This is a genomic window from Isoptericola sp. NPDC057559 (assembly GCF_042801555.1).
Classification (GTDB): Bacteria; Actinomycetota; Actinomycetes; order Actinomycetales; family Cellulomonadaceae; genus Isoptericola.
The window spans coordinates 25,954-48,360 of sequence record NZ_JBHVFQ010000023.1; the positions used below are offsets into that span (position 1 = coordinate 25,954).

At 75.0% G+C, this 22,407-nt stretch carries 22 protein-coding genes and 1 tRNA gene; 9 read left to right on the forward strand and 14 right to left on the reverse strand.

Features of this window, described 5'->3' with window-relative positions:
* Nucleotides 1–3: 3 nt before the first annotated feature.
* The 5 genes from ACFU5J_RS17520 to ACFU5J_RS17540 are packed head-to-tail and all read right to left on the reverse strand — an operon-like array spanning nucleotide 4 to nucleotide 5,140.
* Nucleotides 4–1,110, reverse strand: a complete 1,107-nt coding sequence (locus ACFU5J_RS17520; RefSeq protein ID WP_430579579.1) for an enolase C-terminal domain-like protein — start codon at nucleotides 1,108–1,110, stop codon at nucleotides 4–6.
* Nucleotides 1,111–1,118: 8 nt separating this feature from the next.
* Entirely contained in the window at nucleotides 1,119–1,922 is an 804-nt protein-coding gene (locus tag ACFU5J_RS17525) for an IclR family transcriptional regulator (protein WP_430579580.1), read from the reverse strand.
* Between the two features lie 27 nt (nucleotides 1,923–1,949).
* A complete protein-coding gene (locus tag ACFU5J_RS17530; protein ID WP_430579581.1) occupies nucleotides 1,950–2,834 on the reverse strand; it encodes a carbohydrate ABC transporter permease in 885 nt (294 codons plus the stop codon).
* A gap of 1 nt (nucleotide 2,835) precedes the next feature.
* A complete protein-coding gene (locus tag ACFU5J_RS17535; RefSeq protein WP_430579582.1) occupies nucleotides 2,836–3,816 on the reverse strand; it encodes a carbohydrate ABC transporter permease in 981 nt (326 codons plus the stop codon).
* Nucleotide 3,817: 1 nt separating this feature from the next.
* Nucleotides 3,818–5,140 (reverse strand): ABC transporter substrate-binding protein, encoded by a 1,323-nt coding sequence (locus ACFU5J_RS17540; RefSeq protein ID WP_430576964.1) that lies wholly within the window; start codon nucleotides 5,138–5,140, stop codon nucleotides 3,818–3,820.
* A gap of 165 nt (nucleotides 5,141–5,305) precedes the next feature.
* On the opposite strand from ACFU5J_RS17540, the gene ACFU5J_RS17545 reads away from it, so the two are divergent.
* The gene (locus tag ACFU5J_RS17545) at nucleotides 5,306–5,905 is read left to right on the forward strand and encodes an isochorismatase family protein (protein WP_430576532.1); all 600 of its coding nucleotides are present in this window, start codon (nucleotides 5,306–5,308) and stop codon (nucleotides 5,903–5,905) included.
* An 82-nt stretch (nucleotides 5,906–5,987) separates the two neighbouring features.
* On the opposite strand, the gene rsmI is transcribed toward ACFU5J_RS17545, so the two are convergent.
* Nucleotides 5,988–6,881 (reverse strand): 16S rRNA (cytidine(1402)-2'-O)-methyltransferase, encoded by an 894-nt coding sequence (rsmI, locus tag ACFU5J_RS17550; protein ID WP_430579583.1) that lies wholly within the window; start codon nucleotides 6,879–6,881, stop codon nucleotides 5,988–5,990.
* Between the two features lie 34 nt (nucleotides 6,882–6,915).
* On the opposite strand from rsmI, the gene ACFU5J_RS17555 reads away from it, so the two are divergent.
* On the forward strand, nucleotides 6,916–8,772 hold the full coding sequence (locus ACFU5J_RS17555; protein WP_430579584.1) for a phospholipid carrier-dependent glycosyltransferase: 1,857 nt from the start codon (nucleotides 6,916–6,918) through the stop codon (nucleotides 8,770–8,772).
* 85 nt (nucleotides 8,773–8,857) lie between these two features.
* On the opposite strand, the gene ACFU5J_RS17560 is transcribed toward ACFU5J_RS17555, so the two are convergent.
* Together ACFU5J_RS17560 and ACFU5J_RS17565 are read right to left on the reverse strand one after the other, a co-directional pair.
* Entirely contained in the window at nucleotides 8,858–10,327 is a 1,470-nt protein-coding gene (locus tag ACFU5J_RS17560; RefSeq protein WP_430579585.1) for a family 20 glycosylhydrolase, read from the reverse strand.
* A gap of 111 nt (nucleotides 10,328–10,438) precedes the next feature.
* On the reverse strand, nucleotides 10,439–12,073 hold the full coding sequence (locus ACFU5J_RS17565) for a hypothetical protein (RefSeq protein WP_430579586.1): 1,635 nt from the start codon (nucleotides 12,071–12,073) through the stop codon (nucleotides 10,439–10,441).
* Between the two features lie 109 nt (nucleotides 12,074–12,182).
* Here ACFU5J_RS17565 and ACFU5J_RS17570 point away from each other — a divergent pair, with 109 nt between their 5' ends.
* Nucleotides 12,183–12,725, forward strand: a complete 543-nt coding sequence (locus ACFU5J_RS17570; protein ID WP_430579587.1) for a sugar O-acetyltransferase — start codon at nucleotides 12,183–12,185, stop codon at nucleotides 12,723–12,725.
* A 56-nt stretch (nucleotides 12,726–12,781) separates the two neighbouring features.
* Here the strand turns inward: ACFU5J_RS17570 and ACFU5J_RS17575 are convergent.
* From ACFU5J_RS17575 to ACFU5J_RS17585, 3 genes are all read right to left on the reverse strand, one after another.
* Nucleotides 12,782–12,854 (reverse strand) — tRNA-Ala (locus tag ACFU5J_RS17575).
* 50 nt (nucleotides 12,855–12,904) lie between these two features.
* On the reverse strand, nucleotides 12,905–14,185 hold the full coding sequence (locus ACFU5J_RS17580) for a hypothetical protein (protein WP_430579588.1): 1,281 nt from the start codon (nucleotides 14,183–14,185) through the stop codon (nucleotides 12,905–12,907).
* 69 nt (nucleotides 14,186–14,254) lie between these two features.
* On the reverse strand, nucleotides 14,255–14,896 hold the full coding sequence (locus tag ACFU5J_RS17585) for a GNAT family N-acetyltransferase (protein ID WP_430576539.1): 642 nt from the start codon (nucleotides 14,894–14,896) through the stop codon (nucleotides 14,255–14,257).
* Nucleotides 14,897–15,007: 111 nt separating this feature from the next.
* Between ACFU5J_RS17585 and ACFU5J_RS17590 the strand changes: the two genes are divergently transcribed.
* Entirely contained in the window at nucleotides 15,008–15,676 is a 669-nt protein-coding gene (locus tag ACFU5J_RS17590; RefSeq protein ID WP_430576540.1) for a 5-formyltetrahydrofolate cyclo-ligase, read from the forward strand.
* Between the two features lie 32 nt (nucleotides 15,677–15,708).
* Here the strand turns inward: ACFU5J_RS17590 and ACFU5J_RS17595 are convergent, their stop codons facing one another.
* On the reverse strand, nucleotides 15,709–16,260 hold the full coding sequence (locus ACFU5J_RS17595; protein WP_430579589.1) for a CGNR zinc finger domain-containing protein: 552 nt from the start codon (nucleotides 16,258–16,260) through the stop codon (nucleotides 15,709–15,711).
* Nucleotides 16,261–16,403: 143 nt separating this feature from the next.
* Here ACFU5J_RS17595 and ACFU5J_RS17600 point away from each other — a divergent pair, with 143 nt between their 5' ends.
* Nucleotides 16,404–16,847, forward strand: coding sequence for a VOC family protein (locus tag ACFU5J_RS17600; protein ID WP_430579590.1), 444 nt, complete (start codon nucleotides 16,404–16,406; stop codon nucleotides 16,845–16,847).
* A gap of 68 nt (nucleotides 16,848–16,915) precedes the next feature.
* Entirely contained in the window at nucleotides 16,916–17,362 is a 447-nt protein-coding gene (locus ACFU5J_RS17605; RefSeq protein WP_430579591.1) for a hypothetical protein, read from the forward strand.
* Nucleotides 17,363–17,448: 86 nt separating this feature from the next.
* Here the strand turns inward: ACFU5J_RS17605 and ACFU5J_RS17610 are convergent, their stop codons facing one another.
* Nucleotides 17,449–20,022: a penicillin acylase family protein gene (locus ACFU5J_RS17610; protein ID WP_430579592.1), complete on the reverse strand. Its 2,574-nt coding sequence runs from the start codon at nucleotides 20,020–20,022 to the stop codon at nucleotides 17,449–17,451.
* 250 nt (nucleotides 20,023–20,272) lie between these two features.
* Here ACFU5J_RS17610 and ACFU5J_RS17615 point away from each other — a divergent pair, with 250 nt between their 5' ends.
* The 3 genes from ACFU5J_RS17615 (at nucleotide 20,273) to mscL (ending at nucleotide 22,032) form a co-directional block, all read left to right on the forward strand.
* The gene (locus ACFU5J_RS17615; RefSeq protein ID WP_430576544.1) at nucleotides 20,273–20,605 is read left to right on the forward strand and encodes an FmdB family zinc ribbon protein; all 333 of its coding nucleotides are present in this window, start codon (nucleotides 20,273–20,275) and stop codon (nucleotides 20,603–20,605) included.
* A 120-nt stretch (nucleotides 20,606–20,725) separates the two neighbouring features.
* A complete protein-coding gene (locus ACFU5J_RS17620; RefSeq protein ID WP_430579593.1) occupies nucleotides 20,726–21,487 on the forward strand; it encodes an SAF domain-containing protein in 762 nt (253 codons plus the stop codon).
* Between the two features lie 119 nt (nucleotides 21,488–21,606).
* A complete protein-coding gene (mscL, locus tag ACFU5J_RS17625) occupies nucleotides 21,607–22,032 on the forward strand; it encodes a large conductance mechanosensitive channel protein MscL (protein WP_430576546.1) in 426 nt (141 codons plus the stop codon).
* A 130-nt stretch (nucleotides 22,033–22,162) separates the two neighbouring features.
* Here mscL and ACFU5J_RS17630 read toward each other — a convergent pair whose 3' ends face one another.
* Complete coding sequence (locus ACFU5J_RS17630; protein ID WP_430576547.1) at nucleotides 22,163–22,381, reverse strand: hypothetical protein; 219 nt, start codon at nucleotides 22,379–22,381, stop codon at nucleotides 22,163–22,165.
* Nucleotides 22,382–22,407: the final 26 nt, after the last annotated feature.

Below are 22,407 nucleotides of genomic sequence, written 5' to 3' on the forward strand. Positions count from 1 at the left end.
TCCTCAGCGGATCGGGCGCAGGTGGGCGTCGTCGGGCAGGGGGAGGCCGAAGCCGGGGGCGTCGTCGAGGTGCAGCACGCCGTCGCGGGGCAGCAGCAGGGCCGGGTCGACGCCCGCCACGCGCCCCGGCACGCCCTCGACGACCTCGACGTTGCCGAGGCCGGCGGCGAGGTGCGCGGCGTACCGCGTCTTGAGGGGGCGCCCCCAGGCGTGCGGGGAGGCCCCCACGCCGGTGCCCGCCAGCTGGGGCATCAGCTCCCGCCACGCGGTGAGGCCGAAGGACATGACGTCCATGAGCAGCACGTCGATCGCGCCGCTCGTCGCCACGGGCAGCAGGGCGGCGACGTCGGGGCTGGTCTCGCCCTCGGCCACGCGGGTGGACGGGGAGCGGTCGTCGAGCCACGCCCGCAGGGCCTTGAGGTCGCCCGGGTCGTCAAGGAACGGCTCCTCCACCCAGTACAGGCCGACGTGGGCCACGGCGTCGAGGTACGAGAGGAAGCCGTCGAGGTCGTAGCCGTCGTTGGCGTCGACCAGGAGGCGGGCGTCGGGAAAGGCCTCGCGGACCGCGCACGTGACGGCGACGTCGCGCTCGTCCCCCGCGGCCCGGTCCATCCAGCGGTTCCCGCGCCCGATCTTGAGCTTGAAGTCGCGGAACCCGAGGCCGGCGTCGGCCCGGCACTCCTCGAGCACCACGTCCACCCCGCGCGGCGACCCCTGCGGGTCGAGGTCGTCGAAGTAGAGCGCGCCGTCGTAGACCGGGACGTCCCGGGTCCCGAGCCCGCCGAGGAGGGCGTGGACGGGCGCGTCGTGGACGACGCCGAGCAGGTCGTGCAGCGCGACGTCGAGCCAGCGGTCCGCCGGGTCGAGCACGCCCACGGCGGGGTCCACCAGCTCGGAGAGCCGGCGCCCCTCCACGCGCGTCACGTCCCCCGCCGGCCCCTCCACCAGACCCCAGCCGGTCCGTCCGTCGTCGGTGACGAGGACCGCGACGTCCGAGTCGGGGCCGTCGCCGTGGCTGCCGAGCCGCGCGTTGCGGCCGACGGTGCGGGGATAGCGGGTCTCGAGGCGGGCGAGGCGCACCGATGCGATGCGGGGGTCGGCGGAGGTCATGGGTCCCTTCAGGGGGTCGGGGGTGGTGCGGGCGTCCGCGGCTCGGCGCCGAGCGCGGCGGAGATGCGTGCAGCGGTGCGGAGCACGGCGGCGACGATGTCGTCCTGGGCGTCGACGATGCGCTCGCGGGGGCCCGCGACGCTGATGGCGGCGACCGGCCGGCCGTCGCGGCCGACCAGCGGGGCGGCGATGCAGCGCACGCCGGGCTCCCGCTCGGCGTCGTCGAGCGCCCAGCCCTGGTCGCGGATGCGGTCGAGCTCGGTGCGCAGCTCGGTGAGTGTCGTGAGCGTGGTCGGGGTGTACCGCGGCCTCGGGATGCGGGCGAGGACGGCGTCGGCCTCGGCCGCCGGGAGCGCCGACATCCACGCCTTGCCCAGCCCGGACGCGTGCAGCGGCGCACGACTGCCCAGCTTCGACAGCACCCGCACCACCTGCGGGCCCTCCTCCTGCATGACGTAGCACATCTGGTCGTCGTCGACGACGGCGATGAACGCCGTCTCCTCCGTCTCGTCGACCAGGGCGCGCAGGTGCTCCGGGCCGACCGCGAACACGTCCAGCCCGTCGAGCGCCTGCAGCCCGAGCCGCATCGTCACGGGACCGAGGCGCAGCTCCGTCTCGCCCACGACGTAGCCGCGGTCGCGCAGGGTGCCCACGATCCGGTAGGCCGCGCTGCGGCTCAGCCCGAGGTCGGTCGCGAGCCGCTGCACCGTCCCTCCCGGCCGGGCGGCGACCCACTCGATGATGTCGAGGCCGCGGACCAGCGTCCCGGCGGCTCCCCTGTCGACGTCGTTGCTCGCGTTCACAGTGCTCACGCTGCCATCCTGCCCCGGCCCGGGCGCTCATCCCTTGAGCCCCGACCGGGCGACGCCCGCGATGACGTAGCGCTGGACGAACGCGAACAGGACGAGGACGGGCACGCTGGCGACGGCGGCGCCGGCCATCACGGCCGGGAAGTCCGTCGCGTACGCGCCGCGCAGCGTCGCCAGGCCCGCGGGCAGCGTGAGCTGCGACGGGTTGAACAGCACGTACAGCGGCCACAGGAAGTCGTTCCAGCTGGCCAGGAACGTCAGCAGCCCCAGCGTCGCGAGCGGCGCCTTCGACAGCGGCAGCACGACGCGCACGAAGATCTGCCACCGGTTCGCGCCGTCGATCAGCGCGGCCTCCTCGAGGGCCGCCGGGAGGCCGGCGAAGAACTGGCACAGGAAGAAGACGCCGAACGCGCTCGCCGCCCCCGGGATGACCAGGGCCCACACGGTGTCGAGCCAGCCGAGCCCGTCCACGATGAGGTAGTTCGGCATGAGGAAGACGAACCCCGGCACGAACAGCGTGGCGACGATGACGGCGAACACGACCCGCCGCCCGGGGAACCGCATGCGGGCCAGCGGGTAGGCCGCCGCCGACGCCGTCGCGAGCACCAGGACCGTGTGCAGCACCCCGACGAGCACCGAGTTGCCGAACCAGCGCAGCAGCGGCGCCTGGGCGTCGGCGAAGAGGGTGCGGTACCCCTCGAGCGTGGGCTCCGGCGGCACCCACTGCGGCGGCAGGACCGTCGCGTCGCCCGTCGTCTTGAACGACGTCGACAGCATCCAGAGCAGCGGCGCCAGGACGAGGACCGACAGGATCAGCAGCAGCGCGTACAGCAGCAGGGCGCCGACCACCCCGCGCCCGGCCGGGGACGCCGTCCGGGTGCGGGCACGTCCCGTGCGCTCGACCGTGGTCGTCATCTCAGCTCTCCTTCTGACGCAGGAACAGGAAGTTCAGGGCGCTGACGACGATCAGCAGGAGAGCGAGCAGGTAGCTCATCGCGGCGGCGAGGCCCATGCGGAACTGCTCGAGCCCGACCTCGGCGATGAACATGATCGCCGTGCGCGTCTCGTTCGACGGGTTGCCGCCCGTGAGCAGGTACGACTGGCCGAACATGTTCGCGGACGCCAGCACCGTCATCGTGAGGACGAAGAGGATGACGGGCCGCAGCTGCGGCAGCGTCACGTGCCACAGCCGGGCCCACCGGCCGGCGCCGTCCACCTTCGCCGCGTCGTAGAGCGCCTCGTCGACGCCCTGGAGGCCCGCCAGGTAGACCACGGAGTTGAACCCCAGGGTCCACCACAGCGTGACGCCGACCAGCGACACCCAGACCCACGGCGTCGCCGTGAGCCAGGGCACGGCCTCGGTGATGCCGAGCTCCGCGAGGTAGCCGTTGACCAGCCCCGTGTTGCCGTTGAGCAGGTACTGCCACAGCAGCCCGACGACGCTCACGCCCAGCACGTAGGGCGCGAAGAACACCGCCCGGAAGAACGTGCGGCCGCGGAAGCGCTGGTCGAGCAGCAGCGCGAGCGCCAGCGGGACCGCCATGAGCAGCGGGACGCTGAGCACCACGAAGATCCCCGTGGCGCGCATGCTCTCCCAGAACTGCTGGGCGACGAGCGCGCCGGGCGTGAACAGGTCGACGTAGTTCTGCAGCCCGACGAACGGGCGGGCCGGGAGGAAGAAGTCCCAGTTGTGCAGGCTCATCCAGACGCCCGACACCGCGGGGACCAGGACGAACGTGCCGAAGATCAGGAGGAACGGGGCGAGGAAGGCGTACGGCGTCCACCAGCGCGGGCGGTGCGGCGAGCGGGCGCGGCGCCGCACGTCGGGTCCGGCCGCGCCCGTGGCGGGCGCCGGGGCCTCGTGCCGGGCGGTGCCGGCGGCGGAGACGGTGGTCATGTCAGGCCTCCCCGTACTTCGAGGCGTTCTCCGTGAGGAGGAAGGACGCCTGGGTGGTGGCGGTCTCGAGCGCGGTGCGCGGGTCGCCCAGGGACAGCAGGGCGTCCCCGACGGCCGGGTAGAGGATCGTCGTCTGCACCTCCGCGATGCCCGGCACCAGCGGGTAGAACCGGATGTGCTCCACGCCCTGCGCGACGTGCGCCTGCGCGGGGAGGTCCTGGAGCTCCGGGGAGCGGAGCACGGGCAGCCGCGCCGGCACGGGGCCGGCGGACGCCCAGCCGAGGGAGTTCTCGAGGATCCAGCCGAGGAAGGTCACGACGGCGGCCAGCCGGTCGGCGTCGAACGTGCGCTGCCTGGCGACCACGAACTGGTGCGAGCCCGAGAACGCGGCCCGCTCGCCACCGATGCGCGGCAGCGGGGCGACGTCCCAGTCGAGGCCGTCGACCTGCGCCAGGTCGTTGATGAGTGCGCCCGGGCCGCCCCACAGGAACGCGTTCTGGTCGTTCTTGAACGCGACGTTGGCGTCGGAGCCGCTGACGTCGCGCGGGCTCCAGCCCTGCCGGATGAGCGACTGCTGCCACGCCAGCGCCTCGACCCCCTCGGGGCCGGCCCACGTCGCGGACCGGCCGGCGTCGTCGTAGTGGGTGCCGCCGTGCTGCCACAGCAGGGAGTCGAAGCCGCGGCCCACGCCCTGCGGGTCGATGGCCGGGAGCCAGTGGCCGCGGACGCCGGTCGACGCCAGCGCGTCGAGCGCCGCCTCGTACCCGGCGCGGTCGACGGGAGGCGTCTCGGGGTCGAGACCTGCCGCCTCCAGCACCCGGCGGTTGTAGAACAGGGAGTCCGGCCACATGTCGAGCGGCAGCGACCAGCGCTGGTCGCGGTAGACGCCGGACCCCCACACGACCGGCAGGTAGTCGGCCTCCGTCAGCCCGACGGTGCCCAGCACCTCGTCCACCGGCATGATCACGTTCCGTGCGGCGTTCGTCGCCACCTGGAAGTTGTGCATGAGCGCGAAGTCGGGGGCCAGGCCGCTCATCACCGCCGCCGGGAACTTCTGGTAGAAGTCCGGCCACGGCAGCGCGTACATGTCGATCCGGACGTTCGGGTGCGCGGCCGTGAACTCCGCGATGAGCGTCCGCATCACCGGGCCGTCGCCGCCCGTGAGCCCGTTCCAGAACCGCAGCGTGACCGGCGGGCCGTCGTAGGCGCCGGCCACCTGCGGCATGCGCGTCGTGCCGATCGTGGGCGCGCACCCGGCGACGGCCGCCGCGGCACCCGCCACCCCCAGCGCGCGGAGCACCGCGCGTCGCGTCAGCGACCTCATCTCCACGTCCCCACCTCGTCGTGTCGTCCCGTTCATCGGGACTCGTGTGTCGATGAACGGGAACGCTAGCGGAGGTCGGCGGGAGCGTCAACGGTCTGCCCGCGGCTCGGACGGCGGGCGCGACGTCGGGCGCGCCCCGCGCGCGGGCGGTGGCAGGGTGGGGGCATGAGCGAGAGCACCGTCCCCGCGGCCGCGGGCCGCGCCCTGATCGTCGTCGACGTCCAGCCCACCTTCTGCGAGGGCGGCGAGCTCGCCGTCGACGGCGGCAACCAGGTCGCCGCGGACGTCGCGGCCTACGTCGCCGCGCACCGCGACCGGTACGAGATCGTCGTGACCACGCAGGACTGGCACGTCGACCCGGGCGACCACTTCAGCGACCGGCCCGACTTCGTCGACTCCTGGCCGCCGCACGGCATCGCCGGCACGCCGAACGCGGAGCTGCACCCCGCCCTCGCCGGCCTGCACCCCGACGTGTCGGTGAAGAAGGGCCAGTACGCCCACGGCTACTCCGGCTTCGAGGGCACCGACGACGCCGGCCGCACCCTGGAGCAGGCCCTGAGCGACGCCCGCGTCGAGGCGGTCGACGTCGTCGGCCTCGTCGAGTCGCACTGCGTCAGGCGCACGGCCCTCGACGCCGTCGGGCTGGGCCTCGCCACGCGGGTGCTCACGGACCTCACCATCCCCGTCAGCCCCGAGCAGGGGGAGCAGGCCCGCGCCGAGCTCGCCGCCGCGGGCGTCGAGCTGGTCCCCTCGACCGCTCCCTGACCTCGCCGAGCTCCGACGCCGGCGAGCAGGCGGGTGCGCACGTCCTGAGCGTCCCGAACGTGCGCGACCGCCTGCTCGGCGGCTACCTCGCGGCGAGGGCCGCCGCGTAGAGGTCGCGCTTGGGCACGCCGGCGGCGGTCGCGACGTCGGCGACGGCGGCCTTGAGCCGCTCCCCCGCCCGGACGCGGGCCAGCACCTCGGGCACGAGGTCCTCGACGCTCGGGGCGGCGCCGACAGGGGCCCCGCCGACGACGACGCAGATCTCGCCGCGCAGGCCGTCGCCGGCGGCCGCGCGGGCGTCGACCTCGGCGACGACGTCGGCGAGCGGCCCGCGCAGCACCTCCTCGTACGTCTTGGTCAGCTCGCGGCACACCGCGGCGGGGCGGTCGCCGCCGAACGCGTCCGCCATCGCGTGCAGGGTGTCGGCGATGCGGTGCGGCGCCTCGAAGAAGACCATCGTGCGCGGCTCGGCCGCGAGCGCCCCCAGCCACCGCGACCGCTCGCCCGGCTTGCGCGGGACGAAGCCGTCGAAGGTGAACCGGTCCGTCGGCAGCCCGGACAGCGCGAGCGCGGTCAGCACCGCGGACGGGCCCGGCGCGGCGGTGACGCGCACGTCCCGCTCGACGGCGCGGGCGACGACGCGGTAGCCGGGGTCGGACACGGCGGGCATGCCCGCGTCGGACACCACGAGCACGGTGCCGCCGTCGGCGACGACGTCGAGCAGCTCGTCGGCGCGCGCCGCCTCGTTGTGCTCGTGGTACGACGTGACCCGCCCCCCGACCGTCACGCCCAGGCGCTGGGCGAGGGCGTGCAGCCGGCGCGTGTCCTCGGCTGCCACGACGTCGGCCTCCGCGAGCAGCCGGCGCAGCCGCGGCGACGCGTCCTCGGCGTTCCCGATCGGCGTCGCGGCGAGCACGACCGCCCCGGCCTCGGCGCTCGGGGCGGGACGGGGTGCGACAGGAGGCTCGGGGGTCATGGTGACCAGCGTCCCACGCCCCTACGATGACCCGGTGACCGCCCCCGACGCCGACGCCACAGCCACCGGCGATCCCGCGCCCGCGGGCACGCCGCCGGACCGCGGTCGCCACCGCGCGGCCGACGACCCGTACGGCAGGCCCGACGTCCCCGACCTCGCCGCCGCCGACCGGCCCGAGGCAGGGGCGACGGGGGCCGGCGAGGTCGCCCACGGTGCGGCCGGGGGCCCGTCCCCGGCGTTCCCCGGCGTCCCGTCGCCGGCGTTCCCGCCGGTCCCGGAGGCGGAGCCCGACCCCCGCTCCACGCACGAGCGGCTGCTGGACCGCCTGCTCGGCGCGCGACGGGTACGGCTCGACCTGCGCCGCCGCGACCGCTTCTGGGGCTGGTTCGGCACGATCGTCGTGACGCTGCTCGCCGCCGCGACGCGGCTGTGGAACCTGGGGCAGCCGCACAAGCTCGTGTTCGACGAGACGTACTACGTCAAGGACGCCTTCACGCTGGGCCGGCTGGGCTTCGAGGCGCAGTGGCCGGACGAGCCGAACCCGGCGTTCGAGGCCGGCGACGTGCTCACCTACCTCGACAAGGCGGCGTACGTCGTCCACCCGCCGATCGGCAAGTGGATGATCTGGCTCGGGATGGAGGCGGGGGGCGGCGCCACCAGCTCGTTCGCGTGGCGGCTCGCGAGCGCCGTCGTCGGCATCCTCGCCGTGTTCCTCCTGGTCCGGATCGCGCGCCGCCTCTTCGCGTCATCGGCGATGGGCGTCGCCGCGGGCCTGCTCCTGGCGATCGACGGCGAGGCGATCGTGCACTCCCGGACGGCGCTGCTCGACCAGTTCCTCATGCTGTGGGTGCTGGTGGCGTTCGGCTGCCTCGTCATGGACCGGGAGCAGGCCAGGCGTCGGCTCGCCGGCCGGGTCGCCGAGATCCTCGACGCGGGCGGCACCGTCGCGCGCTACGGTCCGCGGCTCGGGTTCCGCTGGTGGCGCCTCGCCGCCGGCGTCAGCCTCGGGCTCGCGTGCGGCACGAAGTGGTCCGGGCTGTGGTTCGTCGCCGTCTTCGGCATCCTCACCGTGCTGTGGGACCTGGCGGCGCGCCGCGCGGCCGGCGTCGGCCGCTGGTGGGAGGACTCCCTGGTCGTCGACGCCGTGCCCGCGTTCCTCACGATCGTGCCCACCGCGTTCGTCGTCTACCTGGCGTCGTGGTGGTCGTGGTTCACGCACGCCGGCGCGTACATGCGGCAGTGGGCGGCGGAGCATCCGGGCGAGGGCGTCACGTGGCTGCCCGAGTCCCTGCGCAGCCTGCTCGCGTACCACCAGCAGATGTGGGACTTCCACACCGGGCTCTCGTCCGACCACCCGTACGCGTCGCACCCGCTTGGCTGGATCGTGCAGTGGCGGCCCACGTCGTTCTTCTGGGAGAAGCAGGCGCCCGGCGAGGGGACCTGCCCGGCCGACGCCGCCGACGCGTGCGCCCGCGCCGTCACGTCGCTCGGCAACCCGCTGCTGTGGCTGCTCGCCGCGCTCGCGATCGTCGCGACCATCTGGCTGGGGATCCGCTTCCGCGACTGGCGCGCCGTCGCCGTGCTCAGCGGCACCGCCGCCGGCTGGCTGCCGTGGTTCGCGTACGCGCCCCCGTTCAGCGACCGGACGATCTTCACCTTCTACACGATCGCCTTCACACCGTGGGTGGTGCTCACGCTGCTCTATCCCATGGTGGTCGCGCTCGAGCGCACCGAGGGGCGCCGTCGCGAGCGCGGCCTCGTCGTCGCGGGAATCCTCGCCGTGCTGCTCGTGATCCTCGCCGTGTCGGCGGTCTTCTACCCGCTGTGGACCGGCACGCAGGTGCCGTACCCGTACTGGCAGAACGTCATGCGCCTGGAGTCGTGGATCTGACGCCACCCGGCGGACGTGGGGACGAGAGCGGCCCCGCCCCTCTCGCGGGGCGGGGCCGCTCTCGTACCGACGGTGCTCGGGGTCGTCAGGCGGTGGGCCAGTCGACCTGCGGGGTCTCGTGGAACGCCCAGCCGGACTCGCGCCACACCGGCGCCTGCGCGGCGACCCGGGCGCGGAAGGCGTCCCAGTCCTTGCGCTCGGGCGCCGTCCAGGCCACCTCGGCGACGGCGCCCAGGCGCGGCAGCAGCATGGAGAAGAGCTCGTCGCGGGTGGCGAGCGTCTCCGTCCAGACGGCGGCCTCGACGCCCTCGACCGAGTCGGCGGGCAGCCCGTCGATCACGGTGGTGGGCTCCCACTCGTAGGAGTCGCGCAGCTCGACGTACCCGGCCCAGTGCAGGCCCAGCGGGTGCTCCGGCGTGTACTTCATGTCGAGGTAGGCGTGGTTGCCGGGCGACATGATGAACCGCGCGCCGGCGTGGGCCGCCGCGACGAAGCGGGCGAACTCCTCGCCCTTCGGCTCCCAGTACTGCAGCAGCGTGCCCGGCTCCACGGGGCCGCGGGCGCCCTCCTGCCAGAAGATCGGTGTCTTGCCGTGCTCGCGCACGATGCGGCCCGCGAGCTCCACGAACTTCGCGAACTCCTCGACCTCCATCGTGTGCACCTCGTCGCCGCCGACGTGCACCCAGTCGCCCTCGGTCATGCCGGCGATGTCGCCGATCACGGCGCGCAGGAACGGCTCCGTGGCCGGGTTGTCGAACCACAGGCGGGAGAAGCCGACCTCGATGCCCTCGTAGGGCTCGGTCGCCAGGCCGTCCTGGCTGAGGGCCCCGTAGACCTGCAGCGCGGCGTTGATGTGCCCCGGCATGTCGAACTCCGGCACGATCGTGACGAACCGCTCCGCCGCGTACGCCTGCAGCTCGCGGTAGTCGTCCACGGTGAGGAAGCCGGCCGTGCCGCCGCCCACCTGGCTGTCCGACGCCTTCTCCAGCTCGGGGCGCGACGGCGTCTCGATCCGCCAGCCCTGGTCGTCGGTGAGGTGCAGGTGCAGCACCCGCAGCTTGAACGCCGCGACGAGGTCCACGACGGCGCGGATGTCGTCGGGGCCGAACCAGTGCCGCACGACGTCGAACGACAGGCCCCGCCAGCGGTAGCGCGGCGCGTCGTGCACGACGACGCCGGGCACCTCGCGGGCGCCGCCGGCAGCGTCGGCAGCGCCGGCGGGGACGGGCGCGACGAGCTGGCGGAGCGTGCGCGCGGCGTGCAGCAGGCCGACGGGCTCCGGCGCGGTCGCCTCGACCCCGGCGGTGGTGACGCGCAGCGTGTAGCGCTCGGGGTTGTCGGACCCCTCGGGCCCGGCGGCGGCGTCGAGCCGCAGCACCACCGGGGTGGCCCCGTCCTCGTCGGCGGCGGCGACGCGGACGCCGACGGCCGCGAGCTGCTCGGCCGCCAGCGCGGCGAGGGAGTCGTCGGGCGCGACGACGGACGCCACGTCCAGGGCGAGCGACGGCGCGTCCTGGCCCTCGACGACGGTGGGCCACGGGATGAGAGGCAGCACGGGGATCAGTCTCCAGACGCGGGTCGAATCGTTACGTTAGCGATCCTGCCGAATAGGTGGAACCCGTGTCAACGACCCGCCCCGTGGGCCTGCGCTCCGCCCCGGCCCGCCTCAGTAGGTGTCGATCACGACCGGCGCGGGGTCGGCGGGCAGCACGGAGTCGAGCACCCCGGCGGCCGGGCCGGACCAGCCCACGTGGACGCCCTCCGGGATGCCCTCGCTCACCTGGTTCCACACCCACTCGCCCGTCGTGACGCCGCCGGTCCGGTCGGCGACGACCGCCACCTCCACCTGCGGCAGCGGGTGCAGCAGGGCGCGGTCGGGCACCGACTCGGGTCGCGTCTGGTGCACGACGAGCAGGGTGGGCGGCAGCCCCTCGCGCGAGACGAGGTCGGCCAGGTAGGCGGTGACCTCGTCGAGCTCGTCGGCGCTCATCTCGTGCGACGTGGTCGACGCCCCGTCCCCGACGCGCTTCTCCGGCCGCACGGACACACCGACCCCGGACGACTGCAGCAGCGGCTCCGCCGCGCGCACCTGGTCCACCACCGGGGTGGTGCCCGCGCCGACGTCCAGCAGCACGTAGACCCCGGCGTCGCGGGCCGCGGAGACCAGGGGGCTCAAGGCCTCGACGTCCTCCTGCGTGACCCAGTCGCCGTCGTCGCCCGGGCCGCCCGCCGTCACGCTCACGGGCACCACCAGCGTCGGCACGACCGGGCCGGACCCCTTGGCGTCGTCGTCCGTCGGCGTGTACGCGGCGGCCGCGGCCTGCGCCCGCGCGACCGCCGTCGCCGGGTCGTCCCACACGGTCGCCGCGGCCGTGACGTACCGCGCGGGCAGCAGGTGCTGGCTGCCGGTGGGCAGCAGGGCGGCGCGCTCGGCGGCGGCGACCCGCCACGCGAACGTCCCCGCGTCGCCGAACGACCGGCCCAACCCCACGACCGTGAGGGCCTGCGCCCGGTCGACCGTCCGCACAGCGTCGCGGGTGCCCAGGTCGCCGCCGGGCACCTCGGTCGTCACGGCGCCGGCCGCCCGGAGGGACGCGATCGCGGCCTCCTGCCCCTCCCCCGGGTCGACGAGCGCCAGCACCTCCCGCAGGAGCCGAGGGCCGGTCGACGCCGTGCCCTCCTCGGCGCCGGACGCCGGGGGCGACGACGTCACGCTGCCGCCCAGCATCCCGTCGAGCTGTGCGGCGAGGTCGTCCAGGTCGTCGTCCTCGAGCGTCGGGCCCGCCCCGTCGGCACCCTCGACCACGTCCGGCGCGACGTCGAGGGCCTGCACGCCCGCCGCGTCCGCGGCCTGGCGCGACGCCTCGTCGTCCTCGTCCTTCGTGGTGCCGTCCTCGCCGCCTCGGATCTCGTCGCCCGTGACCACCACGGCCACGCGGGCGCCGAGCCGCTTCAGCTCCTCCGTCACGCCGGCACCGGTCCCGTCGGTCAGCAGCGCCGGGGCGTGCACGGCCACGGCCGTCGCCGCGAGCGCGGGCAGCGCGGCCTCGTCGTCGGCGTCCGCGAGCACCACAATCTCCGAGCGCGCGTAGATCGCCTGGCTCGTGGTCAGGGCCAGCTCCACGGGGTCCGCCGAGTCGAGCAGCACGGTGTGGTCCGGCAGGTCGCGCACCGCGACCGCCGGCGCGGCCGTGGGCGCCGTCGACCCCTCGTCGGGGGGCGACGCCGTGCAGCCTGTGAGGGCGAGTGCACCGGTCAGGACGACGACGGGCAGGACGAATCGGACGTTCCGGAGGGGCACGCCCCTCATCTTTGCGCATCCTGCGGCCAAGGTCGACGTCGCCCCGTCCGGTATCCCGGACCCTCGGCGTGTCGCGCCGCGACCCGCCCGGGCACGAGAGGATCTCCGGATGGCGAACGACCTCCTCATGCGGATCCACAGCCCCGAGTTCCAGGCCATGTCGGAGCGCGTGCTGCGCGCCACCGAGCTGACCTCGCGCCTCAACGTCCTGCCGTTCGACGACGAGGACGGCAAGGCGGCACTGTTCGAGCAGATCCTGGGCCGCCCCCTGCGGCCGCGGGTCACGATCTACCCGCCCTTCTACACGGACCACGGGCTGCGCCTCGACCTGGCCGAGCGGGTGTTCGTCAACCAGGGGTGCACGTTCCTGGACTACGCCGGCATCCGTCTCGCCGAGCGCGTGATGGTCGCACCGAAGGTCACGTTCATCACCGTGGGCCACCCCGTCGACACCGACGACCGCAGGATCTGGCTCACCGGCGGCCCCATCGACGTCGAGGAGAACGTCTGGATCGGCGCGGGGGCCACCATCCTGCCCGGCGTCACCATCGGCCGGGACTCCGTCGTCGCCGCCGGGTCCGTCGTCACCGAGGACGTCCCGCCCCGCAGCCTCGTCACGGGGTCCAAGGCGACGGTGCGTCGCACCTGGTGAGGGGCCCGGGAACGACGAAGGCCGCCGCACGGAGTGCGACGGCCTTCGGCTTTCGGTGGAGCTAGGGGGATTCGAACCCCCGACCTTCTCATTGCGAACGAGACGCGCTACCAACTGCGCCATAGCCCCGAGAGCGGTGCCAACATTAGCACCCCGTCACGGCAGGTCGCCAAATCGGCTCAGCCGGCGGCGCGACGGCGCGCGAGGATCTCGTCGAGCGGCAGCCCGAGCGTCTCGGTGCGGGGGCGCGGCTCCTCGGGAGCGGCCGCGTCCCGGGCGGACGAGGTGGTCGAGGACGCCGTGTCGGCGCCCGCGGGCGTCGCCGTCGGGCCGAGCGCAGCCTGCATCGTCGCGGCGAGGGCGGCGACGCGGGCGGGGTCGGAGACGGACACGGTCCGCCCCGTCGCCGTCGAGGACGACGCGACGAGCGGGCGCGGCTCCCGGCGGGGCGCCGCCGGCTTCGTGACGTAGGTGGGCAGGGGCACGGGGACCGGCTCCCACGGCTCGCTGCCGACCGGCGGCGGGCCGGCCACCGGCGCCGGGCCGGGGCCCGGGTCCACGACCACCACGGGCTCGGGCTCGGCGGGCGCCTCGTCGGCGCGCGCGTCGTAGACGGCACGGCCCGGGGCCGGCGCGGCCCGGGGAACGACTGGCTCGGGCTCCGTGGGCTCCTCGTCGCGCGCGCCGACCGCACCGGCGGCGACGCGGGACGAGGCGCGAGGGGTGGGACGGGCCGACGACGGCTCCGCGGCCGGGGCGGCGACGCGAGGGATCATCTGCGTGTGCGTGGCCGAGGGGCGCACGGCGTGGCCGGTGACCCGCGGGCGGTTGCGCGGCGCGTGCGGGCCGCCGTTCGCGAGGGCGCGCGCCTGCGTCGCCTGCTGCCGCGCGGCCTTCCGCTCGGCTGCCCAGCGGGCGTCGGCGCGGCGCGCCTGGAGCACCGCGACCCGGCCCAGCACGAGCACGCCGAGCAGCAGCGCCGTCGGGACCGCCCCGGCGACCCACGTCACCAGGCCGAGGCCCACCACGACCCACGCGGCGACGGTGGCGAGCAGCAGCAGCAGCGTGAGCAGCAGCCGACGGCGCGCCCGGGCGGCGCGCTGCTCGAGCATCGCGAGGCGCGACTCGCGCGGCCGGCTCGGCGCCAGGGCCTCGGCGCGCGGGTCCGTCAGGGCACGCGACGCGCCCTCGTCGTCGTCCAGACCCATCGGTCGCTCCCCTCGTCCGCCGTCCGACGGCGTGCCGGACATCAGCAGCGGCACCGCACCGCCGGTCGGTGTCGTCACCCCGCGCGCGCCGCCCGCCTCCGCCACCGCCAGCACCCGGAGCCCGCCGGAGAACCTGTCGTCCATCCGCGCGTCGAGCAGCTGCTGACGGTGCCGCAGCCGGTGCGGCACCCAGAAGCCCAGCCACAGGACGAACAGCGCGAGCACCGCGAGTCCTGCCGCCGATGTTTCCACGTCACGACGGTAGGGGACGCGGCAACGCCGAGGACGCACGCCGTCGCGGCGTGTCCGTGGTCGGGACCCTCAGTCGTCGTCGCGCGTGCGCTGCCAGCGGGCGAGCAGCCCCTCGGGGACGTCCTCGGTGGTGACCGCGAAGGTGCGGTGGTCGCGCCAGGTGCCCTGGATGTGCAGGTAGCGCTCGCGCAGGCCCTCGTCGCGGAAGCCGAGCTTCGCCACGACGCGCAGGCTGGGCGCGTTCTCGGGCCGGATGTTGATCTCCAGGCGGTGCAGCCCGAGCACGGCGAGGCAGTAGTCCCCCGCCATCGCGACGGCCGTCGGGATGACGCCCCGGCCCGCGACGTCCTGCGACACCCAGTACCCGATGCTCGCGGAGCAGAGCGAGCCGTAGACGATCTGCGACACGGTGAGCTGCCCGACGAGCGCGCCGTCGAGCTCGACGGCGAACGGCAGCGTCGTCCCCGCGCGGGCCTGGGCGGACAGCGCGCGCAGGTAGTCGCCGAAGGTGGACGCGGCGGGCCGCTCCCCCGGCGAGGTCGCCTCCCACGGCTCGAGCCACCCCGCGTTGCGGGAGCGGAGGCGCAGCCACTCCGGGCCGTCCTTGCGGCGCAGCGGGCGCAGCACCACGGTGCCGGTCGGGCCGTCCTCGCGCAGCGTCACCGGCCACGGCCGCGACACCGTCCATCCACGGGCGAGCTTGTGCGTCATGCCACCTCGTTCCGTCCCGACGCTCCGGCCCGCGCGCGATCGCCCGTGCCGTTCTCGGCGTCACCGGCGCGCGCCGGGACTCCCCGGACGGGACCCTGCCACAATGGCCCCATGCACGGCGACCGCAAGGGATCGAGAGCACACCGGCCGTACCCCGTCGTCGCCGGCATGGAGGCCGGGGACGCCAAGGAGGAGCTCCGCCGGGCCATCCGCGCGCACCGCGCCGAGCGCTCCCCGCGCCTCCGCGACGAGGCCGCACGGGCCCTCGCCGACGTCCTCGCCACCGTGCCCGCCGTCCGCGACGCCGGCGTGGTCGCCACGTACGTCTCCCGCCCCACCGAGCCGGGCACGCACGTGCTGCTGGAGCAGCTCGCCGCCCGCGGCACGCAGGTGCTGCTCCCCGTGCTCGGCGCCGGCCTGGCGCGCGACTGGGCCTGGTACGCCGGGCCCGAGGACCTCCTCGAGCGCGCCCCCGGGCGTCCTCCCGAGCCGAGCGGCCCCGCGCTGGGCGCCGAGGCGATCACCCGGGCCGACGTCGTCGTCGCCCCCGCGCTCGCCGTCGACGACCGCGGTGTCCGGCTGGGCCAGGGCGGCGGCTGGTACGACCGCCTGCTGAAGATGCGCCGCCCGGGCGTGCCCGTCGTCGCGCTGGTCTTCCCCGAGGAGGTCTACGACTCGGCCGAGCAGCCGCTGCCCGCCGAGGAGCACGACGTGCCCGTGCACGCCGTCGTCACCCCCGAGGGGTGGCAGGAGCTGCCCGCGCCCGCCGTAGGGCGCTGAGCCGGCCCGTTCGGGCCGCCCCTCCCCCGGCGTCAGGCCTCCGCGTCGGCACGCTGCCGGGCGCGGTAGGCCGCGGCCTTCATCCGGCTGCCGCACGTCGCCATCGAGCACCACTCGCGGCGGTGGCCACGCGAGTGGTCCAGGTAGACCTGGGTGCACTCCGGCCGGCCGCACTCGCGCAGCAGCGCGGCCTGGTCGCCGCCGACGATCTCGACGGCCTCCCGCGCCAGCTGTGAGAGCGCCTGCCCCGCGCCGCCCACCCGCGACCAGCCCGCGTCCGTGAGGACGGGGACGAGCGGCGCGGCCGCGGCGTACGCGTTGACGGTCGCGACGGGGTCCTCGGGCAGCGGGCGGTCGTGCAGGCGCGCCCAGACCAGCGCGTAGACCGCCTCCCGCAGCTCGACGGCGCGCTCGAGGTCGCGCGCGCCCGACGACCGCGCGTCGGGCAGCAGGCCCGACTCCACGAACCACGCGTCGAGGTCCGCGGCCGACGCCAGCTTCTCCATGGGCGCGTCGTTGCGGCGCGCGCGCAGCGTGCCGACGAAGTCGAGCGGGAGGGTGCCGCAGGGGAAGGCATGGATCACGTCACCATCCTGAGGGGTGACGCCTGTCAACGCAAGGCCGGGCCGCGTGACCATCACCACTTTGACAGGTGACACCCTGTCGGAGGAAGGTCGTCACCAGTCAGACCGGTAACGCCGGTCTCCGAGAGCACCGGAGGAACACCATGGAACTCAAGCTCGAGATCGTCGTCCTGCCCGTCTCCGACGTCGACCGCGCGACGGCCTTCTACACCGGCCTCGGCTTCCGCCTGGACGCCGACTTCCGCAGCGACAAGGGGCTGCGCGTCGTGCAGTTCACCCCGCCCGGGTCGGAGGCGTCGATCATCCTCGGCGAGCGCCTCACCGACGCCGCGCCCGGCTCCCTCCAGGGGCTGCACCTCGTCACGACCGACATCGGCGCCGCCCGCGACGAGCTGCGCCGCCGCGGTGCGGACGTCAGCGACCTCTGGCACGACGCCGACGGCATCTTCCACTGGGCCGGCGAGGTCAACCGCGTCCCCGGGCCCCACCCCGCCACCGACAGCTACGGCACCTACGCGTCGTTCGCCGACCCGGACGGCAACGGCTGGGTGCTCCAGCAGGTCGTGACCCGCGCCCCGGGCCGCTGACCCCGAGACCTCGAGACCCCGACACCCGCCGACCCCGCGACCGCCACCCGAACCGAGAAGAGCCGACCATGACCACCGCACCCCGCCTCGGCCGCACCGACCAGGAGGCGCTCGACCGCTTCCGCGACGCCGACCGACACGCCGGCCGGACCCTCGGGCCGGCACTCGTCGACGCGTTCGAGCGGCTCACGCCGCGCCAGCTCGACGCCCTCGTCGCCGGGCTCGTCGACGGCCCGACCGCGGGGGCGCCCGGCGGCACGGCGGAGGACGCGCCCGCGCCGGGCGGCGTCGTGCGCCGCTGGCTGCGCGGCCCGGGCCGCACGGTCATGGCGCTCGGCGTCGCGTTCGTCGCGGCGGCCGCCACCGCCGTCACCGGCATCGCGCTGCTCGAGGACTCCACGACGCCGCCCGTCGCGGGGTCCGAGCAGGTCGTGGGCTCCGTGGACGCCGCCGAGCTCGCGCAGCAGCTCTCGTGGGCCGACGCCTACGGCGCGGCGCTCGCGGACGACTTCTGACGTCGCCGGGCTCGAGAACGGACGAGCCCCGGACGTCAGGACGTCCGGGGCTCGTCGGCGCGCTCGGCGCCGGACGGTCGGAGCCGTCAGGGCACGAGCGTGGCGCGCGTCTTCGCCGACTCCTCGACGGCCTCGCGGGAGAACGGCCAGTCGAACGTCTTGCCGGCGGCCCACGCGTCGAGCTGGTCGTCGTAGTGCGACGACGCCGGGTGGCCCGACGTGCCGGTGACGGTCACCCACGTGGAGGCGTCCAGGTCGGCCATGTCCACGACCATCCGCATGGACGGCCCGGTCGTCACCGCGAAGCTGCCGGTGCCGGCGTCCCACCCGGTCGCGTTGACGATGGACGAGCCGCCGGGCATCTTCACCGGGTCCGGGTTGACGAGGTCGCGCACGAGGCTCGGCACCCCGGCCCCGCCGAGCACCGGGTGCTCGAGGCGCAGGGTGTGCAGCGTGCCCCAGTCCCAGTCGGACGGCTCCTTGGAGAGCTCGACCGTGAGGTCGCGCCGCGCGCTGATGAGCGCGCGCGTGAGGATCTCGTCGCGGGACTCGACGACGTTCGCGGTGGTGCGGTCGTCCCAGAAGGTGTCGTCGGAGCGGTCCAGCATCGACTTCACGACGACCAGCCACTGCGAGCCGCCGTCGGGCCGCATGCTCGTGGGCAGGTCGTCCCAGAAAGCCTCCTGCAGGAGGTTGCGCCACACGGCGGCGAAGTAGGCGGCCGCCGGGGAGTCGGCGTCCATCCGGTAGTCCCAGTCGGCGAGCAGCTCCTGCCCGGCCGCGACGTACGAGTCGTCGAGGTCGATGTCCAGCAGCGCCGGCACGAGCGCCTCCGCGAACGCCGACCAGTCGTCGTTCTGGATGCGGTTCATGTCCTCGGCGGTGAAGGGGCGGCCCGCCGCGATCTGCTCCGTCAGCAGGGTGCGGATCCGCTCGGACCGGTAGCCGTAGTCCCAGTCGTCCGCGAGGTACGGCGCGGTACCGCTGCGCAGCACGGCCTGGTTCGCCGCGACGACGAACCCCTCCTGCGGGTCGAGGGTCCGGGGCATGTCGTCCGGGTCCACCCAGCCCTGCCAGTCGTACCGCGGGTCCCAGCCGGGCCGGGGCCACGTGCCGTCCGACGGCACCGGGCCCTTGACCTTGGCGCGGACCGGGATGCGGCCGGGCGCCTGGTAACCGATGTGGCCGTCGGTGGTGGCGAAGACGATGCTCTGCGCCGGCACCTCGAACAGCGCGGCGGCCGCGCGGATGTCCTTGGCGTCCTTGGCCGTGTCGAACGCGAAGACCGCGTCGGCGGTGCGGCCCGGCTGCAGCGCCGTCCACTGCAGCGCGACGGCGTACTCCCCGAACTCGGTGCCGGCCTGGGTGGGCGCGCCCACCACGTCGCCGACGTCGAGCACGTCCGAGACGATCGGCCCGTGCTCCGTGCTGCGCACGGTGATGTCCACGGGCTTGCCGCCCGACACCCGGATCGTCTCCTTGCGGACGTCGAGCGGCTCCCACTCCTCGGCGTCGGCGTCCTTCAGCCAGGTGTCGCCGCGCACGCGCTCGATGAAGAAGTCGGTGACGTCGGCGCCCATGTTGGTCAGGCCCCAGGCCAGGTCGCCGTTGTGCCCGATGATCACGCCCGGGAAGCCCGCGAACGAGAAGCCCGCGACGTCGAACGGGCACTCGGCGCTGACCTGGTTGCAGTGCAGGCCCACCTGGGACCAGATGCCCGGCGCGGAGAGGGCCAGGTGCGGGTCGTTGGCGAGCATCGGCTTGCCGGACGCCGTGTGCTCGCCCGACACCACCCACGAGTTGGAGCCTGCCGCGTCGCCGCGGCCCACCAGCACGGGGACCGCGTCCAGCGCGCTGCGGGCCGAGTCGACGGCCGCGCCCAGCGCGTCCGTCGCGGCCCCGGCTCCCGTCGTGCGCCCCGTGAGCGCGCTGGTGAGGTCGGCGTCCGAGGCGCTGTCGTCCTGCTCCGAGCCGCTGGACTTGCTGCGGTCGTTCGCGAGGTCGCGGTTCCGCAGCACGGGGTGGTTGCCGCTGGCGTCGTAGTCGGGGAAGAGCTCGTCGACCAGGTCCGTCTCGCCGAGGGTGCTGTAGGCGAGGGCGCGGTCGAGCTCGCTGTCGTAGTTGCCGCGCAGGTCCCAGGCCATCGCCTTGAGCCACGCGAGCGAGTCCACCGGGTCCCAGGGCTCCGGCTCCTTCACGTCCACGGTGGCGCCCAGCACCGTGTACTCGACGCCGAGCTCCTCGGTGTCGCGGTCCTCGAGGTAGGCGTTGACGCCCTGGGCGTAGGCCTGGAGGTACTCCTGGGACTCGTCGGAGATCTCGTGCCACTCCTGCTCGGCGACCCGACGCCAGCCGAAGGTGCGCGTGACCTTGTCGGCCTCGATCGCGGCCGGGACGTCGCCGACGAGCTCGGCCAGCCGGCCGGCCGTCACGTGGCGGCGGTAGTCCATCTCGAAGAAGCGGTCCTGCGCCTGCAGGTAGCCCTGCGCGCGGAACAGGTCCTCGGGGGTGTCCGCGTAGACCTGCGGCACGTCCTGCGCGTCCCGGCGGACGTCGACGGCGGAGGTGAGGCCCGGCACCTGCTGCGAGCCCTTGTGGTCCGGCAGCGGGCGCCGCAGGGTCACGACCGTGAAGACCGTGCCTGCCACGAGCGCCAGCACCACGACCACCGCGACGCCGACGACGGCGCTGCGGAGCCGCGATCGCCTGGCCTGCCGAGGCGGCGTCTCCTCGGTCTCCGTACCGTCTGACGAGGGGTCCGGCTCGGGGGGGTTTCCGGGTGCTGCAGGGGTGGCGGTCGCTGACACGCAGGCGAGACTACCGTCCGGCGTATGATTGGCACTCGCATCACCTGAGTGCCAGCATCCCGCGTCCCGCGGCAGGTGCCGGCGTCCGCCCCGAGGAGATCACGTGCCCACCTACGCGTACCGGTGTGCCGACTGCGGCCACGCCTTCGACGTCCACCAGGCGTTCACCGACGACTCGCTCACCGTCTGCCCCGAGTGCGGCGGCGCGCTGCGCAAGCAGTACGGCTCCGTCGGCGTCACCTTCAAGGGGTCGGGGTTCTACCGCACGGACTCGCGCTCCGGCTCGGGCAAGAGCTCCAGCGCCTCCTCGAGCGCCGTGTCGGCGGGCAAGGACTCGTCCGGCTCGTCGTCCTCGTCGTCCGGCGGCTCGTCGTCGGGCGGCACCTCGTCGACGTCGACGTCGTCCTCAAGCGCCTCCAAGGCCGCGTCCTCCTGACCCATCTCGGGGACGGCGTCGCTGGGGCGCTGGCCTGAGCGCTGCCCCCAGGGACCCGTCGTCCACAGGTGCACCGCCGGCACGGGGGTGGACGCGCGACGTCGGCCTAGCGTCGCCGCCATGCCGCTGCCCGACGCGCTGACCCGCCCCTCCCGACGCCGCGCCGACGAGCCCGCCGGTCCCCACGACCGCGGCACGCCGGCCGGCCGTCGCACGCTGCGCCGCCTGCGCGCCGCCCTCTGGCGCTCCCGCTTCGTCCTGGCCGCCGCCTGCTGCGGGTTCGCGGCCACCGCCGTCGTCCAGGCGGTCCGCCCCGCGCCGCCGCCGTCGGTCGACGTCGTGGTCCCCGTGCGCGAGCTGCCCGCCGGCGAGCCGGTCGCCGCAGCCGACCTCACCACCGTCCCCGTGGCCGCGGCGCTCGCCCCCGACGGCGCCGTCACCGCCCCTGCCGACCTCGTCGGTCGCGCGCCCGCGACCCCCCTGCCCGCCGGGCTGCCGCTGCGGGTCGAGCTGCTGCCCGGCGGCGGCGTGGTGGCCCAGGCGCCGACGGGCACCGTCGTGGTCCCGGTCCGCCTCGACGCCACCGCCGCCGACTGGCTGCGCCCCGGCGACCGGGTCGACCTCGTCCGGGCGAGCGAGCCGGACGGAGGGCCGGGCGGCGACCCGGAGGACGACACCTCTCCCTACCTCGCGCGGCGGGCCCTCGTGCTCCCCCGCCCCGCCGCGGAGGTCGCGACCGACGCCGGCGGCGGCCTCCTCGGAGGCCCGACGGGGGCGACCGACGGCATCGACGTCACCCTCGTGGCCGTGTCCGAGGACGAGGCGCCGGGGCTGTCCGCCGCGTCGGGCGGAGGCACCGTCGGCGCCGTCCTGGTGAGGTGACCGGTCCGGTGACACGCCGCCCCCGCCGTTGCGGCCCCGCTGCTCCCCGGCGAGAATCGGCGACCGTCAGCCGCTGCCGGGGTTCTCCCGGCGCGCCACACACCACCCAGGGGGCACGCATGAAGAACCTGCTCGCAGGCTTCAAGGAATTCGTTCTGCGCGGCAACGTCGTCGACCTCGCGGTCGGCATCGTCATCGGCGCCGCGTTCACCGCAGTCGTGACCGGGCTGCTCGACGGCATCATCAACCCGCTCATCGCGGCGATCTTCAGGCAGCCGGACATCTCACACGTCTTGTCGTTCACGATCAACGAGGCGAAGTTCAGCATCGGGCTCTTCCTCAACGCCGTGCTGAACTTCCTCATCATCGCCGCCGCCCTCTACTTCATCGTCGTGGCACCGCTCAACCACCTCGCGGCGCGGCGTGCCCGCGGCCAGGAGGAGGAGCCGGCGCCGCTGGCCCAGGACACCGTGCTGCTGCAGGAGATCCGCGACCTCCTCGCCGCGCAGTCCGGCGGCGTGCAGTCGGACCGTCCTCAGTACTGACCGGTCACCGACCTGGCCACGCACTGCCGGCGCTCGCCGCGCACCGCAGTCGAACTCGCTGCAGCGGCCGAGCCCGTCGAGACCTGGACCCGCAGCGGGTCCTGGCTCCGGGCTCGGCCGTCGGCGTCTCTCAGCGGCGGCCCCAGTGCGGCGGGACGTCGCGCAGCAGCCGGTCGTCGTTGTCGTCGTGGCCGCCGCGGTCGTCGGCCGTCTGGCCCATGACCGTCTCCCGCTCCGTGCCCTGACGGACCACGCGGCGGCGCCGGCGGCGCGGAGCGGGCGCGCTCGGCGTGGTCTCGTCCGGGTCCGCGCCGGACGGCGCGGCGGTCCGCTCGGGGGAATCGTTCACCCCGCCATTGTCCGCCACGGTCTGCG